The sequence below is a fragment of the Ruegeria sp. CDSB117 genome (assembly GCF_059611005.1).
In genome coordinates, this window is the sequence record NZ_JBXWOS010000002.1 from 271,072 (window position 1) to 288,634 (window position 17,563).

The 17,563-nt window shown below is 58.1% G+C and carries 18 protein-coding genes and 1 tRNA gene; 10 read left to right on the forward strand and 9 right to left on the reverse strand.

What is annotated here, in order from left to right; all coding sequences use genetic code 11:
• Positions 1-37: 37 nt before the first annotated feature.
• The gene (locus AC2FJC_RS04160; RefSeq protein ID WP_496738521.1) at positions 38-454 is read left to right on the forward strand and encodes a MarR family winged helix-turn-helix transcriptional regulator; all 417 of its coding nucleotides are present in this window, start codon (positions 38-40) and stop codon (positions 452-454) included.
• On the opposite strand, the gene AC2FJC_RS04165 is transcribed toward AC2FJC_RS04160, so the two are convergent.
• The gene (locus AC2FJC_RS04165; RefSeq protein ID WP_496738598.1) at positions 451-1,671 is read right to left on the reverse strand and encodes an MFS transporter; all 1,221 of its coding nucleotides are present in this window, start codon (positions 1,669-1,671) and stop codon (positions 451-453) included. The two genes, AC2FJC_RS04160 and AC2FJC_RS04165, sit on opposite strands and share 4 nt — an antisense overlap.
• Before the next feature lie 97 nt (positions 1,672-1,768).
• Here AC2FJC_RS04165 and AC2FJC_RS04170 point away from each other — a divergent pair, with 97 nt between their 5' ends.
• Genes AC2FJC_RS04170 through AC2FJC_RS04185 form a run of 4 tightly spaced genes read left to right on the forward strand, consistent with a single transcriptional unit; the run spans position 1,769 to position 3,865 of the window.
• On the forward strand, positions 1,769-2,401 hold the full coding sequence (locus tag AC2FJC_RS04170; RefSeq protein WP_282151577.1) for a DNA-3-methyladenine glycosylase family protein: 633 nt from the start codon (positions 1,769-1,771) through the stop codon (positions 2,399-2,401).
• The gene (locus tag AC2FJC_RS04175; protein WP_496738522.1) at positions 2,398-3,063 is read left to right on the forward strand and encodes an alpha/beta hydrolase; all 666 of its coding nucleotides are present in this window, start codon (positions 2,398-2,400) and stop codon (positions 3,061-3,063) included. The genes AC2FJC_RS04170 and AC2FJC_RS04175 overlap by 4 nt, the downstream gene beginning before the upstream one ends.
• A 2-nt stretch (positions 3,064-3,065) precedes the next feature.
• Entirely contained in the window at positions 3,066-3,569 is a 504-nt protein-coding gene (locus AC2FJC_RS04180) for a GNAT family N-acetyltransferase (protein WP_496738523.1), read from the forward strand.
• Positions 3,563-3,865 (forward strand): putative quinol monooxygenase, encoded by a 303-nt coding sequence (locus AC2FJC_RS04185; RefSeq protein ID WP_496738524.1) that lies wholly within the window; start codon positions 3,563-3,565, stop codon positions 3,863-3,865. Before AC2FJC_RS04180 ends, AC2FJC_RS04185 begins: the two co-directional genes overlap by 7 nt.
• Positions 3,866-3,869: 4 nt before the next feature.
• Here AC2FJC_RS04185 and AC2FJC_RS04190 read toward each other — a convergent pair whose 3' ends face one another.
• Positions 3,870-4,295: a VOC family protein gene (locus tag AC2FJC_RS04190; RefSeq protein WP_496738525.1), complete on the reverse strand. Its 426-nt coding sequence runs from the start codon at positions 4,293-4,295 to the stop codon at positions 3,870-3,872.
• Between the two features lie 31 nt (positions 4,296-4,326).
• The gene (locus tag AC2FJC_RS04195; RefSeq protein WP_496738526.1) at positions 4,327-4,932 is read right to left on the reverse strand and encodes a pseudouridine synthase; all 606 of its coding nucleotides are present in this window, start codon (positions 4,930-4,932) and stop codon (positions 4,327-4,329) included.
• A 213-nt stretch (positions 4,933-5,145) separates the two neighbouring features.
• Between AC2FJC_RS04195 and AC2FJC_RS04200 the strand changes: the two genes are divergently transcribed.
• Positions 5,146-5,733 carry an HNH endonuclease gene (locus AC2FJC_RS04200; protein ID WP_496738527.1) on the forward strand — a complete coding sequence of 196 codons (588 nt, stop codon included), beginning with the start codon at positions 5,146-5,148 and terminating at the stop codon, positions 5,731-5,733.
• Between the two features lie 3 nt (positions 5,734-5,736).
• On the opposite strand, the gene AC2FJC_RS04205 is transcribed toward AC2FJC_RS04200, so the two are convergent.
• Positions 5,737-6,201, reverse strand: a complete 465-nt coding sequence (locus AC2FJC_RS04205) for a disulfide bond formation protein B (protein ID WP_496738528.1) — start codon at positions 6,199-6,201, stop codon at positions 5,737-5,739.
• Positions 6,198-6,776, reverse strand: a complete 579-nt coding sequence (locus AC2FJC_RS04210; RefSeq protein WP_058271720.1) for a YqaA family protein — start codon at positions 6,774-6,776, stop codon at positions 6,198-6,200. Before AC2FJC_RS04210 ends, AC2FJC_RS04205 begins: the two co-directional genes overlap by 4 nt.
• Before the next feature lie 146 nt (positions 6,777-6,922).
• Between AC2FJC_RS04210 and AC2FJC_RS04215 the strand changes: the two genes are divergently transcribed.
• Positions 6,923-7,008 (forward strand) — tRNA-Leu (locus AC2FJC_RS04215).
• Positions 7,009-7,342: 334 nt separating this feature from the next.
• Here AC2FJC_RS04215 and AC2FJC_RS04220 read toward each other — a convergent pair.
• Positions 7,343-8,836, reverse strand: a complete 1,494-nt coding sequence (locus AC2FJC_RS04220; RefSeq protein ID WP_496738529.1) for a BCCT family transporter — start codon at positions 8,834-8,836, stop codon at positions 7,343-7,345.
• Positions 8,837-9,225: 389 nt separating this feature from the next.
• Here AC2FJC_RS04220 and AC2FJC_RS04225 point away from each other — a divergent pair, with 389 nt between their 5' ends.
• From AC2FJC_RS04225 to AC2FJC_RS04235, 3 genes are all read left to right on the forward strand, one after another.
• Positions 9,226-10,194, forward strand: coding sequence for a TAXI family TRAP transporter solute-binding subunit (locus AC2FJC_RS04225; RefSeq protein ID WP_058271718.1), 969 nt, complete (start codon positions 9,226-9,228; stop codon positions 10,192-10,194).
• 102 nt (positions 10,195-10,296) lie between these two features.
• Entirely contained in the window at positions 10,297-12,906 is a 2,610-nt protein-coding gene (locus AC2FJC_RS04230) for a TRAP transporter permease (protein ID WP_496738530.1), read from the forward strand.
• A complete protein-coding gene (locus AC2FJC_RS04235; protein ID WP_058271716.1) occupies positions 12,903-13,334 on the forward strand; it encodes a universal stress protein in 432 nt (143 codons plus the stop codon). The genes AC2FJC_RS04230 and AC2FJC_RS04235 overlap by 4 nt, the downstream gene beginning before the upstream one ends.
• Before the next feature lie 14 nt (positions 13,335-13,348).
• Here the strand turns inward: AC2FJC_RS04235 and AC2FJC_RS04240 are convergent, their stop codons facing one another.
• From AC2FJC_RS04240 to AC2FJC_RS04250, 3 genes are read right to left on the reverse strand one after another with little or no spacing between them, the layout of a single operon-like run.
• Positions 13,349-14,389, reverse strand: coding sequence for a lipocalin-like domain-containing protein (locus AC2FJC_RS04240; protein WP_496738531.1), 1,041 nt, complete (start codon positions 14,387-14,389; stop codon positions 13,349-13,351).
• Positions 14,379-16,793, reverse strand: coding sequence for an ABC transporter permease (locus AC2FJC_RS04245; RefSeq protein WP_496738532.1), 2,415 nt, complete (start codon positions 16,791-16,793; stop codon positions 14,379-14,381). Before AC2FJC_RS04245 ends, AC2FJC_RS04240 begins: the two co-directional genes overlap by 11 nt.
• Positions 16,790-17,437, reverse strand: a complete 648-nt coding sequence (locus tag AC2FJC_RS04250) for an ABC transporter ATP-binding protein (protein ID WP_496738533.1) — start codon at positions 17,435-17,437, stop codon at positions 16,790-16,792. Before AC2FJC_RS04250 ends, AC2FJC_RS04245 begins: the two co-directional genes overlap by 4 nt.
• Between the last annotated feature and the right edge of the window lie 126 nt (positions 17,438-17,563).

The window sequence follows — 17,563 nt, forward strand, 5'->3', positions numbered from 1 at the left end:
ATGAGCAAAGGAAAACCACAATCCTCGCGGAGGCGTGATGAGCGGATTTGAAGAACGAGAGGCGGCTTGGATCGCACTGAACCAGACACGCACCCGGATCTTTTCCCGGGCTGAGCGCGCGCTGGTGGCAGCCGGATATCCACGACTGCACTGGTATGATGTTCTTTGGGAGTTAGAGAGATCGCCGGACGGTCTGCGCCCCAAGCAACTAGAGCAGCAACTTCTGTTTGATCAGTCCAGCTTTTCTCGTCAGGTCGCACGGATGGCGGAAGACGGGTTGCTGACACGCCATGCTGCAGCTGGGGATGGGCGGGGGAAGGTTCTTCGCATTACAGACGAAGGCCGCACCCTGAGGCGGCTGATGTGGGATATCTACCGCAAGCACATTGATGAGGGGATCGCCGAGGCACAGAAATTAGGTACCTTTGCACCGATACTGAACCTTAACGATTAGGCCGTTCGGGGCCGCATCGTCAGCCACAAAAGCGCGCCGCCCGCCAAAGTCAGAAGGGGGATCATCGCGACGTTCACCGCGGTCCAACCTTCGATCGGAGAGCCGCCAGAACAGTTCATTAGCCCGCCTGAAGCAAGCGAGGCAAACGTGACGCCACCAAACACTAGCAGGTCGTTCAACCCCTGCATGCGTCCGCGCTCGCTGACGTCGTGCGATTCAGCCAACATGGTGGTTGCGCCGATAAAACCAAAGTTCCAGCCGATGCCCAGCAGGATCAGCGCGACAAAGAAATTACCCAGCTCAACGCCCTGTAAAGCGACCACTCCGGCCGCGGCAAGAATGAGTAGGCCCAGTGCCACGATCCGTTCGACCCCAAAACGTGCGATCAACTGTCCGGTGAAAAAGCTGGGAATATACATCGCCAACACGTGGCTGGTGACGACATCCGCCGCGTCATTGGCGCTGAACCCGCAGCCCACGACGGCCAGCGGTGTCGACGTCATCACAAGGTTCATCAGCGCGTAGGACACCATGGCGCAGATGATCGCAACCGCGATGCGCGGCGTCTTCAGAAGCTCGATCCGGGACCGACCTTTGGGGGCATCAGCGGCAGGTTTGGGCGGGGTCGGGATGTCGAGGAAAAAGAACAGGGCCGAGCCAATGACGTTCACCGCGATGACAGCGATATACGTGCCGAGGAATGGAATGACATACGCGGTCGAGGTCAGTTTGACGATCTGAGGCCCGATGATTGCCGCTGCCAGACCACCCGCCATGACGTAGGAAATCGCTTTGGGACGGAAATCGTCCGATGCGGTGTCAGCGGCGGCAAAGCGGTAGAAACCGTGCGCGCTCATGTAGATGCCGGTCAGCAGGCTGCCAGCAAGAAACACTGGGAATGACCCCAGAAACAAGCCATATGCGCCGACTAGCCCGCCGCAAGCCCCTGCCGTTGCCCCCACCAGAAATCCAGCACGGCGACCCCAGCGTTGCATAATGGCCGAGATCGGCGTCGCCGCCAGCATTGAGCCAAGGACGATCAATGATATGGGCAGAGTCGCCAGGCAGGGATTGGTTGCCAATGACTGTCCGGCCAGCCCACCGACGATAAAGATCATCGGCATCTGCGCGCCCAGCAGGGCCTGCGCAGCCACCAGAACGGCGACATTGCGTTTGGCCTGACTGTTGTTGTCCGGGGTTGTGGCGGTCATGGTCATGAGCACATGCGTAATGGCGAAAACGATTGTGCACAAGCGGGTTGCATCTGCGGCAAAGCGGCCTAACGTGCAGTCGATCATCGAGGCCGGAGAGCACATGTCCGTTGGACGGATCATAGAAACACCCGATTGCGTGGAAGAAGGCGCGACATGGCTGGCCGAAAGCTGCCCGCGCATGGCCTATGCGATGGAACAGACCGGTCCGTTGCCCTTGCGCCGTCGCCCGGACGGGTTTGCGCAACTGCTTAGCGCCATAGTCAGCCAGCAGGTGAGTGTGGCCTCGGCCAATGCGATCTGGAACCGGTTGAAGGATGCGAAACTGACCGGCCCGCGCAAAATCATGTGGGCCACCGACGATGATCTGCGTGCTGTTGGGTTGAGCCGGCAAAAAATTCGCTACGCCCGCGCTTTGGCTGAGGCGCGCATTGACTACAAAGCCTTGCGGGACGTTTCAAACGATGACGTGGTGGCGATCCTGACCGAGGTGTCGGGTATTGGCGTCTGGACCGCCGAGATCTACGCCATGTTTTCGCTTGGCCGCGCTGACGTGATCGCGCCGGGCGATCTGGCGCTGCAAGAAGCTGCGCGCATCCTCTATGATTTGCCCGATCGGCCGACCGACAAACAGCTGCGCCAGATGGCCGAGGCCTGGTCGCCCTGGCGGTCGGTTGCGGCGCGGGTTTTGTGGGCCTATTACCGGGTGGCAAAAGAACGAGAAGGGATCAGATGACACGGGTTTTGAATGCGCTCCGAAAAGAGCCGGTTTCGGGCGATACACGCTCGGTCGTGGTGTTCGTGCACGGCTATGGCGCCAACGGGGCCGATTTGCTGGGGTTGGCCGATCCGCTGGGGGAACATCTGCCCGACACGTTGTTCGTGTCACCCGATGCGCCGGAACAGATCCCCGGAATGCCCAACGGATTTCAGTGGTTTCCGATCCCGTGGATTGACGGATCGTCCGAAGAAGAAGCACGCCGTGGCATGGAAATGGCCACCGACGATTTCAACGCCTTCCTCGATGCGCTTATGGTGGATGAGGATGTGCTGCCAGAGCAGGTGGTTCTGTTTGGGTTCTCGCAAGGTACGATGATGAGCCTGTACGTCGCTCCGCGCCGCGAAGACCCGGTGGCCGGGATTGTTGCGTTCTCTGGCCGGTTGTTGGAACCGGATCTGCTGCCCGACGAAACCGTCAGCCGGATGCCCATCCTTTTGGTGCATGGTGATGCCGACGACGTGGTTCCCCCGCAATCTCTGCCTGAAGCCGCCGAAGCGCTGCAAGCGGCGGATTTCAAAGAAGTTTATGCGCATGTCATGAAAGGCACCGGCCACGGGATTGCCCCGGACGGTCTTAGCGTCGCGCTGGCCTTTATGCGCGACAAGCTGAGCCTGTAGCGATGATTGCGGTCCGTCCCATGATGCCTGAGGATGTGGCAGTTGCCTGTCGGATTCTCAACGAAATCATTGCTATCGGCGGGACGACCGCGTTTGAAACACCGTTTTCTGAGGCGCTGTTTGACCAAGTCTACCTGAATGGCGCAGACAAAATCTGTTGCCACGTTGCCCTTGATGAACAGGGTGAGGTGGCCGGGTTTCAATGGCTTGGCACGAATGGGAACCTGCCGGAAGATTGCGCGGATATCGCGACTTTCACCCGGCGAGAGCCGGTGTTGAAAGGGGCAGGGCGGGCGTTGTTCTCTGAAACCGCGACCTATGCCGCGGCCCTTGGGTTCAGCGCGCTCAACGCGACGATCCGGGCCGACAACCGGCAGGGGCTTAGCTATTACGACAAGATGGGTTTCCGCGACTACTCGGTCACATATGCTGTTTCTCTGCAAGACGGAACGCCAGTCGACAGGATTTCGAAACGGTTTGAATTGAAGAAAGAAACGACATGCTGATTGTCACCGGAACGGTTGAAGTGTCGCTAAATAGTGTCGACAAAGCTATTGAGGCCGCACAGAAAATGGTCGCCGAGACCGTAAAAGAGTCCGGCTGCCTGATCTATGAATTCAGCCAAATACTCGGGCAATCCAACAAGTTCCGCGTGTATGAAGAATGGCAGGATCAGGCCGCGCTCGAGGCGCATTTCGCTGCCCCGCATATGGCCGAGTTTCAAGCTGTTCTGGGCGAAGTGGGCGTTGTTTCGAGCGACATCTACAGGATTGTCGGGGGAGAAAAGCAACCGCTGCGCTAAGTGATCAGTTCCACAGGTGACCTTCAGCGAATTCCACCGAATTTCCGGCGGGATCCCGAATATACAGCGATCGTGCCCCGCTTGGCCAATCGAACTCGGCGTCTATGGGGATGTTCCACTCCAGCAGATGCTTGCGCATTTCGTCTATCTCTGTCCGCGATAAAGTCATGCAGACGTGGCCGGGACCGCGTGCGCCATGCGGCGGGACGGGCAGGTTCGGATTTTCCGGCGGTTTTGCCGTCTCATCAGCGTTGAACAGCAACAACACCGATCCGCCGACACGGAAAAATGCATGCCGGTTCGCGACGCGTTGAATACACTCTAGCGCCAGTATTTCACGATAGAATCGTTCGGCTGCATCTAGGTCGCCGACGTAAAGCGCGGCCTCAAGGATACCCTCTGGGGATGGTGTGCTTCGGGTGACTTTCATGCCTTAAGTCTATTACAAAAGGACGTTTTTGTCACCTGCGCGGTCGGCGGTCCCGTTTTCGTTGCGGCGCGGAATCCAATGCAGGGGCTGTCAGGCTGTCCCATTGGCCGGGCTCTAACCCCTCTAGCGTCCAGTCCCCGATCCGGGCGCGGATCAGGCGCAGGGTGGGATGACCGACCGCTGCCGTCATGCGTCGAACCTGCCGGTTGCGGCCTTCGCGCAAGGTCAGCTCAATCCAGCTGTCCGGTACTGTTTGGCGTACGCGGATAGGTGGGTTTCGTGGCCACAGGTCTTCCGGCTCATCCATCAACCGGGCTTTGGCCGGGCGCGTTTTTCCATCCTTCAGATCGACCCCGTCGCGCAGCGCTTTCAGGGCAGTAGCATCGGGCAGACCTTCGATCTGAACCCAATAGGTCTTGGGCATCTTGTGCTTGGGGTCCGATATTTGCGCCTGCAGCCGGCCGTTGTCAGTCAGCAGCATCAGGCCCTCGCTGTCGCGATCCAGCCGCCCAGCCGGATACACACCGGGCAGGTCGATGAAATCCGACAAAGTGCTGCGCGGCGAGTCGGCGTTTGCACGGTCGGTAAACTGCGGCAAAACATCGAAGGGTTTGTTGAATCGTATGAACCAGCTCATGATCTCGCCATAGCCCGCCGGGCACAGCGAATGCAACCTGTGGATAACTGTCACGCCTCTGTTACGGAACAGGCATACCCAATACCCGAGATGTTGTGGAAACTCAGGGCTTGTCAGAGTTTTAACACGATATATAGTTAAGTTAAGGCCGGGGCGGGTGTTCCCCGCTCTGGTGTCAATAACGGGCAGAGCAGAGCGAGGAGCGATTCCGATATGGACGGAGAATTCAGGACCGAATTTGTCAGGGAACCGGGTGCTCTAAAGCACCATCCGGCATTGGTTTTGAACGCCGATTATCGCCCCTTGTCCTATTACCCCTTATCCCTGTGGCCCTGGCAAGAAGCGATCAAGGCGGCCTGGCTGGACAGGGTGGACATTGTGGCCGAATACGACGAGGTCGTCCGAAGCCCAAGTACCGAGATCCGAATACCGTCGGTCGTTGTCCTGAAAGACTATGTAAAACCCAGAAAGCGCGTGGCCTTCACGCGCTTTAATTTATTTTTAAGGGACGAGTTCCGCTGCCAGTATTGTGGAAGCCGGGACAACCTGACCTTTGACCACGTTGTACCGCGGGCTGCCGGGGGTGTGACTAGTTGGCAGAACGTTGTGGCGGCGTGCAGTCCCTGTAACCTGAGGAAGGGGTCGAAGTCGCTGCGGCAGGCGGGCATGTCGCTGCGCAAGCCGCCACGCCAGCCCGATGCTGAGGCGTTGCGGAATATCGGACGGAAGTTCCCACCAAACCACCTGCATGACAGTTGGATCGACTTTCTTTATTGGGACGCCGAACTGGACGAGATGTAACCCTTACTTCGCCCGGAAGGCGGCCAGCCAGATCAGAACCAGCCCAGCTGAGAGCAGGGCGTTCCACCCTGCCATCGACAGGCCGAACATTTCCCATGGGATATCATCACAGCGCACAAGTGGCGCGGACATGATTTGATCCATCAGCTCCTCAGCCGACAAACCGCCAATATCGCCCGACGTGCAACTGGTTGGACCTTCCCACCATTTCTGCTCGACGCCTGCGTGGTATATGCCAATCCCGGCAGTTACCATCGCAGCAACTGCGCCCAAAAGGGGCAGGGGGCGAATGCCCGGAAAGGCAAAGGCCAACACGCCAATCAGAACGGCCGCGCCGTGGGGATAGCGTTGCCAGATGCACATTTTACACGGGGCCATGTCGCCCACGTGCTGAAACGCCCACGCGCCCAGCAAGAGTGCAGCGGAACCGCCGGCCGCTATCAGGATCAACAGTTTTTTGTGTGTCATAGGAACTTCACCGCTAAGAACCCACCGAACAGCAGGATGACAAACAGAGTGAACATAAGCCCCAGACGCTTTTCGATGAAGTTGCGAATGGGTTCACCAAAGCCCCAAAGCAGTCCGGCAACAATAAAGAACCTGAGCGCGCGGGCCAAAATCGACGTGGCGATGAATGTGCCCAGCGGCATGCCCGTCCAACCGGACATGATGGTGATTACCTTATACGGGAATGGGGTAATCCCTGCGCCCAGCACGGCCCAGAATCCGAAATCGTTGAACTTGGTGTTGAACTCTTCCATGGCATGCGCCTTACCCATGGATTCGAGGATGGGTTGGCCGATGCTTTCATAGAAGAACGCGCCGATCGCATATCCCAGCATGCCTCCCAGCACCGACGCCACCAGAGCGACCGTTGCAATCAACCATGCACGCGACGGGCGCGCAAGAATCATGGGAATCATCAGAACGTCCGGGGGAATCGGAAAGAACGAGCTTTCGACAAATGCCACAATGGCCAGAGCCCAAAGCGCGTGCGGGTGTTCGGCCAGACGAATGGTCCAGTCATAAAGCGATCGCAACATCAGATGTTAAAATCCCGTTCCTTTGTTGCGTCAGCCAAACCATGCGCCTGATGGGCCGTCAACCGTGCCCGGAGAAAACAAACTGAATATCGGTTGTTTTTTGCCTCTGGACCTTCCCGAATATGAAGGCTAATCCAGTGTTCGTGGCCCAAGTGGCGGAATGGTAGACGCAGGGGATTCAAAATCCCCCGGTAGTGATACCGTGCCGGTTCGAGTCCGGCCTTGGGTACCAAGGTAAAAACAGAGGGTAAGGGGAACCTGCTCTCTGTTTTTTCTTTTTTGGCGTTTCAAGTGCTCATTTTGCCACTTTTGGTCGGGTAGCAATAATCTCGGGGTTTTGACGGTCGTTGGAAAGCTTGGCGACAATCAAAGTTCCGGATTGCGCGCGCAGTTTATTCGGTCAAGTTTTCCGGCAAACTCAGGAAAAAGCAAACAGACTTGGGATGTTCAGGGCGAATCCATTCCCAGTTCCTGTGCTCACTTACTGCGTCGCAGGATCAGCCACGCCAGAAACCCGATATAGGCGAAAACGCTTAGGTTCAGTGCGGTGTCGATCAGTTGGCCACTCATGATCGGTCCTCCTGCGCCAGACGTTTGAACAGACAGACAACAAGAATTGGCACGATAAACACGAAGGCGATGGCTGACAGCGCTATTATGGACCTTACCAGAGAGATATCGCCCACCAGAATCATCGCCATCCCTAACGCGCCTAGGATAATGCCCCAGATTGTACGAATTCGGGGAGAGGGGTTGTCGTCGCCTCCGGTCCCTATCATCGCAAGGGTGAACCCGGCGCTGACGACGCTGGTGACCACGAACAGGAATGCGGCCAGGATTGTTGCCATTCGTGTGATACCGTCCAGCGGGAAGCGCTCAAGCAACGCAAATGTTGTTGCGTCGAGGTTCTCTGCGTTGACGGCTGATAAGGCTCCGTCCTGACGCAAAGCATCGAAAAAACCCAAGCCGCCAAAAACGCCGAACCACAGGATAGAGAACAGTGTAGGGGTGACGACGACTCCGATCAGAAACTCTCGGATCGTGCGTCCGCGGGAAATCCGGGCGATGAAAATGCCCACGAAGGGTGACCAAGCCAGCCACCAGATCATATAGTTCAGCGTCCAGCCGTGGAACCAGTCGACCAACAGGTCGTCGAAGAACTCAGCGGTCGAGAATCCTGCTGGCAGGACACCGAACAGATAGCGTCCGAATCCGGAAACGATGCCGTCCATCAGATAAGAGGTTGGGCCCAGCACCAGAAGATAGACCATCATCCCGACGGCGATCAGCATTGCCGCGTTGGATAGAAGGGCCATTCCGTCGCCCAGATCGCGACGCAAAGGTATGATGAATGCAATACAAAGCGCGGCAAAAACAGGCAGCGTCAGCACGCCTGGGGTTTCTAAACCCAACAGGCCTGCCAGTCCGGTCTGGATCTGAAACACCCCCATTGCCATTGAGCCCGCCAAACCGACGGCAATTGCGACGATCGAGAGTAGATCGAAAATCCACCCCAGCGCCTTTGTCCATCCTGCTTCACCAAGTGCGTCGGTGACTGGGGCACTCAGTAACAAAGTGCGATTTCGGCGATAGGCAAAATAGGCGATAACCAATCCGACGATTCCGTAAATCGCCCAGGCGTGGAACCCCCAGTTCAAGTAGGTCACGAACATCGCATAACTGGCCGCTTCCGCGTCGCTATTATATTGACGCAGCACTTCGTAGTGGGTCAGCGGCTCGGCTGCGCCATAGAACAGTAGACCGACACCCATTCCTGCGGCGAATAACATCGCGATCCATGCGGTCGTTGAAAACTCTGGTTCGGCTGTGTCAGGGCCAAGGCGGATATCTCCAAATCGTGACAGGGCCAGAAAGAGGACCACAAACAAAAGCCCGCTGACCTCAAGCATGATGAACCAGCCGCGGCTGTTGAATTGCGTCTCAACCGCCGATGCAGCAATGCGACCCAGGCCTTGCGGGTCAGCAATGCCCCAGGTTGCGATGGCCGCACTAAGGGCTAGGGCGATCACAAGCATCGGACTGGGTGATTTGCCGTCCACTGTCCAGAACCCTTCCGCGTAAATTCATGAAACATCGGGTCGTTTGGCCAAGCCTAGGTTGCGGAATCCAAACTTTCAAAGTGTTTTTGGATATTTAGCTGGCGCAGTTTCTCATGATCCGGCCCAGTGATGCCGATCTGTGCGAAACCGCCCCGTTAGAGGGGGAAACTTTCGGAAATCTCCTCACATCTGCGGATCGGGGCCTTCATACCCCGCGCAGGGGTTGACAAGCGGAGTGTCTGAATGAAACGTCAAAGGCGTTGGGAGACTTTTAAATTTCAGATGCTTGACCCGTTGCAAGACGGGTTCGCTTGCCGTACCGGCAAGGTCCCTGGATGGGGGCCGCTGAACTGTCTCTCATCCACAATAAGAGTTGGGAGTTCTCAAAAATGAAAAATAGCAGCAAGCTTAGCCTGGGCGCGGTCGTTACCGCAGCTCTTATGGCTCCGGCCGCTTATGCAGAAGAGTTTATCACCATTGGTACCGGCGGTGTGACCGGCGTGTACTATCCGACTGGTGGCGCGATCTGCCGTCTGGTGAACAAAGGCCGCAAAGAGCACGGCGTGCGTTGCTCGGTCGAGTCGACCGGTGGTTCGGTCTACAACATCAACACCATTCGCGAAGGTGAACTGGAGTTTGGTGTTGCCCAGTCCGACTGGCAGTACCACGCCTATAACGGCAGCTCGAAATTCGAAGAGGCTGGCCCCTTCGAAAACCTGCGCGCCGTCTTCTCGGTACACCCCGAACCGTTCACCGTTGTCGCACGTGCCGATTCCGGCATCACCAACTTCGAAGACCTGAAGGGCAAGCGCGTCAACATCGGCAACCCCGGTTCCGGTCAGCGTGGCACGATGGAAGTCCTGCTGGGCGAAATGGGTTGGACCACCGACGATTTCGAACTTGCGACCGAGCTGAAAGCGGCTGAACAGTCGGCGGCTCTGTGTGACAACCAGATCGACGCGATGGTTTACACCGTTGGTCACCCGTCGGGTTCGATCCAGGAAGCCACCACAGCCTGTGACTCGGTTCTGGTGAACGTCAGCGGCGACGCCGTCAGCAAGCTGGTAGACGACAACTCGTTCTACCGTACTGCGACAATCCCTGGTGGCATGTACCGTGGTTCGGATGGCGACACCTCGACCTTTGGTGTGGGCGCGACGTTCGTGACCTCGGCAGACGTGTCGGATGACGCGGTTTATGCGGTTGTCAGCTCGGTCTTCGAGAACTTCGACGACTTCAAAAAGCTGCACCCTGCATTTGCCAACCTCAAGCCCGAAGAGATGATTGCAGATGGCCTTTCGGCTCCGCTGCATCCGGGTGCCGAGAAATACTACAAAGAAAAAGGCTGGGTTCAGTAAGCCAGACCTAAAGCAGGGTGCCCAACGGGCGCCCTGCAACCAAAACCCGAACAAATCGGGTGGTTCAGAAGGCCAAAAATGGCCGCGACGGGGAGACATTTCATGAGTTCCGACACACAATCCAATCGTCCGCTATCCGAAGAAGAGCTACAGGATCTTGTGGCCTCATCCGATGCGGGTGGACGTAATCCGGTCGGTAATGTCGGGATATTCCTGGCCGTTGTGGCCGCGATCTGGTCGATCTTTCAGGTCGTCCTGGCCTCGCCACTTGCGAACTATGTGCTGCCCGGCAGCGTTGTGAACAACGCGCGGCAGTTTCACCTGGCCTTTGCGTTGTTTCTGGCCTTTGCAGCCTATCCGGCGCTGAAATCAAGCCCGCGCAACTATATCCCGGTTCAGGATTGGATCATGGGGCTGCTGGGCGCGTTTGTCGCGCTGTATGGCTATTTCTTTTACAACAAGATCGTCGATGCAGGCGGTCTTGCGGATGACACCGACAAATGGGTCGCCCTTGTTGGTCTGCTGTTGTTGTTCGAGGCCGCGCGTCGCGCGCTTGGCCCCGCGATGGCGATCATTGCGACGATTTTTCTGGTTTATGTCTTCTTCGGTTCATCCGACTGGGTGCCCGAAGTTATCCGCTGGAAAGGCGCAAGCCTGAAAAAGGCGATGAGCCACATGTGGATCACCTCTGAGGGCGTGTTCGGTATTGCCTTAGGTGTCTCCACCAAATTCGTCTTCCTGTTCGTGCTGTTTGGGGCCTTGCTGGATAAGGCTGGGGCAGGGAACTACTTTATCAAGATGGCATTCGGCGCCCTTGGCCACCTGCGTGGTGGTCCGGCCAAAGCAGCTGTTGTCGGTTCGGCCGCGACCGGCCTGATCTCGGGTTCGTCCATCGCCAACGTTGTGACCACCGGTACATTCACCATCCCGCTGATGAAGCGCGTGGGCTTTAGCAGCGAACAAGCTGGATCGGTCGAGGTTGCCTCATCCGTGAACGGACAGATCATGCCGCCCGTGATGGGGGCCGCGGCCTTCTTGATGGTGGAATATGTCGGCATTTCTTATGTCGAGGTGATCACCCACGCCTTCCTGCCTGCCGCGATTTCATACATCGCGCTGGTCTACATCGTTCACCTTGAGGCCGTGAAGCGGAACATGCCCACGCTGGGCGACCGCGACGTAAAGCTGGCGCGCACAGTTGTAGGTATGTTGTCCTTCTTCCTGGTCTTTGCCGGGCTGTGCTATGGGTCTCAATTCCCGGTCGAAGCAGTCACAAGCTGGGTGCCGTCTTCGGCTGGGCTGGTCCTCAGCTTGATTGTCTGTGCCATCTATGTGGCACTGCTGTATCTGGCCGCTCAGGTGCCGGATCTTGAACCGGATGATCCAAACGCAAAAGAAGTGACCTTGCCGGTCATAGCTGATATCTACAAGGCCGGACTACATTACCTATTGCCGATCATCGTGCTGGTTTACTTCCTGATGATCGAGCAGAAGTCACCGGGTCTGTCCGCCTTCTGGGCCACGACGCTGCTGTTTGTGATCCTGCTGACGCAGAAGCCGCTCAAGGCGATATTCCGCGGGCAAAGCAACGTCTACAACACGTTCATTGATGGCGCCGCTGACCTTTGGCAGGGCATGATTGACGGCGCGCGGAACATGATTGGTATCGCGCTGGCCACGGCAACAGCCGGCGTCATCGTGGGCACTGTGACCCTGACGGGTGTCGGACAAGTGATGGCCGACCTGGTTGAGTTCTTGTCAGGCGGCAACTTGATCCTGATGTTGATTATGGTCGGCCTGCTGAGCCTGATCCTGGGCATGGGCCTGCCGACCACCGCAAACTATATTGTGGTCAGCTCGCTGATGGCGGGTGTGGTTGTTGAGCTGGGTGCGCAAAGCGGACTTATCGTTCCCTTGATCGCGGTGCACCTGTTCGTCTTTTACTTTGGGATCATGGCAGACGTGACCCCGCCGGTGGGATTGGCAAGCTTTGCGGCCGCCGCAGTATCCGGTGGTGACGCAATCAAGACAGGGTTCATCGCGTTCTTTTACAGCCTGCGCACCGTGGCCTTGCCGTTCGTGTTCATCTTCAACACCGACCTGCTATTGATCGATGTGACGTGGGTCGAGGGGATAACGGTGGCGATATTTGCGACAATCGCCATTCTCGTCTTCACAGCCGGCACAATGGGTTACTTCCTGACCCGCAGCCGCATCTATGAAAGCATCGCGCTGATCCTGGTGGCGTTCGCGCTGTTCAGGCCCGACTTCTTCATGAACCGCATCGCGCCGCCGTTTACTTCGGTCGAGCCGGCGGCATTCGTGGAAACCATCGGCGAAACACCTCCGGGGACCGAAGTGCGCATGGTCATCAGCGGGCCAGACTTTGACACGCTTGAGATGACGGACACGACGGTTGTTGTTCCCGTTGGCAGCGAAGAGGGAGGCCAAGCGCGCGTAGACGCGATGGGTCTGCTGCTGCTTGAAGAAGACGGACTGGTCAAATTGGAAGAGCCGCTGTTCGGGACACCTGTTGCGGATGACTTGGATATTTTCGACTACTACGGGGATGAGGCGGTGCGCCTGACCTCGGTCAGCTTGCCAGCCAGCCAGCCACCGAAACAGCTGATCTACATTCCGGCAATGCTATTGCTGGGCCTGATCGCTTTCCTTCAGCGCGGCCGTGCCGCCAGACAAGAGGTGACCGCATGACAAACGCTGTTCTCTGCGCCGTCGATATCAGCAACGGCGATCTTGATACGCATGTCCTAAAGAAAGCTGCGAAGCTGGCCGATCAGGAAGGTGCGCAACTGGATGTGGTAACCGTTCTGCCGGATTTCGGAGAAAGCTGGGTGTCTGGCTTTTTCGAAAGTGATTTTCACGACAAGGCGCTGGAAGAGGCGCATACCAAACTGGCCGAGATGTGTGTGTCTACACTGGGGGCGGATCGGAATGAAAAGATCCGCCATGTGGTCGCGACGGGTACTGCCTATCAGGAAATCCTGAAAACTGCGGACAGTGCTGGTAGCGATCTGATCGTGATTGGCGCGCACAAACCAGACTTGAAAGACTATCTGCTGGGCCCGAATGCTGCACGGGTCGTGCGGCATTCAGACGTCTCTGTCTACGTGGTGCGCTAAGAAAACTGGGCGGATCAGTACCCTGTCATCTCAAGATATCCCCGTCCGGAATGGCTGCCGCTGATCTGGACGGGACCCTCCCAGTATTCAAACCGGGTGGCCATCCACGCGTCGGGTGTCAGCGCTGATACCTCGACGTCCAGATCCCGGTCAGGCAATGTGACGCGCCATCGGACAGGTACGTCGCGGCCAGCAACGGGCGCGGTTGTCAGCGGCTCGAACGCGACCGAACCATCGGGGATCGCGGTCGTCGTACCATTGGCGGTGATCCACGTAGCCGCGGTAAAATCTCCTCGGTCGCCGCGTAATCGAAAAGCCATCATCTTGTCGCCATCGTCAAAGCTGAGTGAAAACCAGTCCCAGCCGCTTTGATCTGCGGCCAAAGGTTGTGATGACCATTCGCGGTCCAGCCACCCTTGTCCGGTGACCGGGACGTCGCCATCTGGCAGGCGCAAGACGCCTTCGACTTCGTAAAACGGCTGGGAATAGTAATAGCTGGCTTGCCCGTCGCCGGATTTCACCGAAAGCCCATTCAGGCCGTGAAAAACGAACGGCCCGTTGGCTTCGAGTTTTAGGTCATAGCCGAAATCCGCACCGTTCGCAGAAAGGCTGACCACGTTTGGGTCTGACCCGCGCATGTGCCATTCGTCGATCCACGCCTCGAATGGCGCTGCCGTAACCCCCGCCTGACCGATGCCGCCGCGCGACAGACGCTCCGCGAAATAGTGTTTGTCGGGCGTGGTCACCGCAGCATGGCCCATCCATATCTGCGGACTTTGCCACCCCTCGACCTCATGCGGTTTCAGTGCCGACCGAAACAGCGTCCACTGGATACCATAATCGCGTCCGTCTTCACCTTTGAGATTTGCCGTCAGATACCACCACTCGATCCGGTAGTCCGGGTGGGGGCCGTGATCCCGCGGGAATTGAAACGCATACCCCGGCTGGGGCACAGTGAACCCTTCAGCCGAACCGCCCAGGCCTGCGTATCCCTGCGCGCGGGCAATGCCCGGCACGGTCAGCAGCAAGACGATCAGCCAGATCCTAACGTTCATTGGCAAACACCTTCAGTAGATCCGCAGGCGGCAAGCGCAACAATCGGGCGGCGGGCAGGGCCGCGGCAACGGCTGCCGCAAGCAGGGTCAGACCCAACAGATAGACCCAGTCGACAGGGAACAGGTACATCGGCAACCTCCAGCCAAACGCCTCGACGTTGATGACGGTCAGCAATGCCCAGGCCAAGGCCAACCCCAGTGGCAGCGCCAGCAGAGCCGTCAAAGCGGCCAGCAAGACGCTGCGCAAAAGCTCAAGCCGGGCCAGTTCCGCCCGCGTCAACCCAAGGGCCCAAATGGGCGCAATCTGGGGCAGGCGCTGCGTCCACAACGTCAGCAGGCTGGTCAGAATGGCGAACCCTGCAACCCCCAGCGTCAGGATGTTCAAGGCCGAGGTCACAACGAATGTCTTTTCGAACACCTGCATGGATTGCGCCTTCATTGCGGCTTGCTGGACAACTGCTCTGCGGGGCAGGTCGAATTGGCTGCGTAACGCTTGGGCCAGATCCGTGGCCCGATCAGGCACGACACGAATGCCAAACCGGCGCGCCTCAGCGCCGGGGGCGATCTGATCCAGTTGGGCCATGGAAACGATGGCCTGACCGGTTGGGTTGCCATAGTCCGAATAGACACCTGCGATGGTCATCGTGTCGGCTGGTGTGATGGCCAGAGTATCTCCGGGCCAAAGGTTTTCCCGGCGGGCAAGTTGTTCGTTGATCAGCACGGCGGTTCCGTCATGGATCCTGTCCCAAACACGTTCCGAAGTACTGATCAGTGGCCATTTCTCTCGATAGGTCTGATCGTCGATGATGCCATAGAGAAACAAGGGCCCCGACGAATGCGCCAGTTCAACACTTCGGATCGGCAGGATGGCATCTACCTGCGGGTTCAGCCATTCTGCGATGTCCTGACCCTGCTGATCGGTAGCAGCGGTGACGTAGAGCTCGGATGTCAGGCGCTGATCCAGCCAGCCGGTAAAGGTCAGCCGAAAGCTGGAAACCATCGTGCCCACACCGATATTCGCGGCAAGCGCCAAAAGCAGGGCCATCAGCGCCAAAGATAGGCCCGGCAGTTGGGCGCGCATGTCCGACCAGACCCATTGGGCTATTGGCCCTTTCGCTGAACGCTGAAACAGGATCAGGACGCGCGACAAGGCATAGGGCAATACCAACGCGGACCCGACCAGCATCCCGGCGACCATGACGAAACCGGCCACCAACCCTCCGAACAACAACAGGGTCAGAATGCCACCGACAATAGCGGTGACACCGGCAAGGGCGACGACCCAGCTGCCCGAAGCCGCGCTGCGCCAGGCCTGTAAGCCTGCGCCGCTTAGAATCGGCATTCGCGACAGGCGATACAAGGCGTGTCCGCTGGCCAAAAACGTACCGCCCAAGGCCATCGCCAACCCGGACAGTACCCATTGTGATTGCAATGAGATCTGGCCACTGACCGGTGCGCCGTAAAGTCCGCGCAAACTTGCAGCCACATCCGGCAACAGCGCGCCTGCGAGGAAAAAGCCCAGCACCAAACCGAGTATTCCGCCAACAATCGCCAGCACGGAAAGCTCAGCCATGATCAGCCAAACCAGCCGCCGCATCGAAACGCCCAAAGCACGCAAGGTTCGGATCATGCCGCGCCGTTGGGCAAAGGCGAGGCCCACGGTTCCGTGCACGATGAACAGACCCACCGCAAAGGACAGCAGGCCAAAGGCGGACAGGTTCAGGTGAAAACTGTCGGTCAGTTGTGCGGTATCCAGTTGTTCCTGTGCCGGGATCCGCTCCAGTTCGGGGGCAATAGTCGACAGCGGTGGAATTGAACCGGGCTGATCCGGCAAAATGATCAGGTGCGAAATCTCTCCGGGCCTCTTCAGTAACGTCTCGGCCACACCAATGTCGGTCAGGACCAGATCTGGCGGCAAGGCGTCGCTAATCAGGATCGGAGGCAAACCGGTCTGGCCGGCCAATAGCGGCTCCAAAACCGGAGTCGTCAGCAATCGCCCCGGCGCGGTCAACATATCGGCAGGGTTGGGTGGCGTGCCGCTTTGTTCCATCTGTGTGACAGCGGGCAGGGCGGGATAGGCCACCATATCAACGCCAAGGACCCGTAAGGTCTGACCCTGAACGCGAAATGGGCCTTCCAGTACCGCTGCAACCTGCCAGCCCGCGCGCCTCAGCTCGACGTAACGCGACAGGGGGATTGGATCGGCGGGGTTGTGCACTTCGTCAAACCGACCCAGTGCCAGTTGATCGGCGGCACGATCATAACTGGCGCGGGCCTCGGCATTGATGGCCTGCACCGCCGACCAAAGACCGGTTGCAAGGGCCAGGCCGATCAGCAGGGTCGCCAGTTGCAGACTGTGCGCCCGCCAATGAGAAGCCAGCGCCTGAATGACGGTCAGCGTCATGCGATAAGCCCGCCAGACAGATGCACACGCCGATCCAAACGGGCCGCAATCTCGTGCGAATGGGTGACCAAAAGCAGCGCGGCCCCGGTATCTGCGACAAGAGCCAACATCAGTTCAAGAACGGTGGCGCTGGCGGTTTCGTCCAGGTTTCCCGTAGGTTCATCCGCCAGCAGCAATTTGGGCCGTGCGGCCATGGCACGACCGATGGCAACGCGCTGTTGTTGCCCGCCCGACAGGTTCTCGGGATATCGATCAAGCAGATCGGAAAGGCCCAGCCGCCGGGCCAGATGGGCGCACCAATCGGGGTCGTGGCATCCGGCCAACCGGGCATGAAACGACAGGTTTTGACCTGCTGTCAAAGATGGGATCAAGTTAAATTGCTGAAACACCAGCGACAAGGACGTGCGGCGCAGGGCGGCACGGCCCGGATCATCCAGTTGCGACAGGGCTACCCCGTCCAGTGTGATTTCCCCGCTGTCCACAGTGTCCAATGCAGCAGCAAGGTTCAGCAAGGTGCTTTTACCGCTGCCGCTTTCGCCGGTCAGGGCTAGCGTTTGGCCGCGATCCAGCGACAATGACACGTCGCGCAGGACCGGCCGACCACCGGGATAGGATTTCTGAACCTTGTCGAATACTACAAGCATGTTCGCCCTCATTTTCACAAGGATTTGCAACAGTTTCGCCAACTGTCCAGCGCTGACACGTCATAGGTTCCTTTCGCCGCACTATGAACATGGGTGATCGGGTTGTCTCAGCCGAAAGTGCAGGTC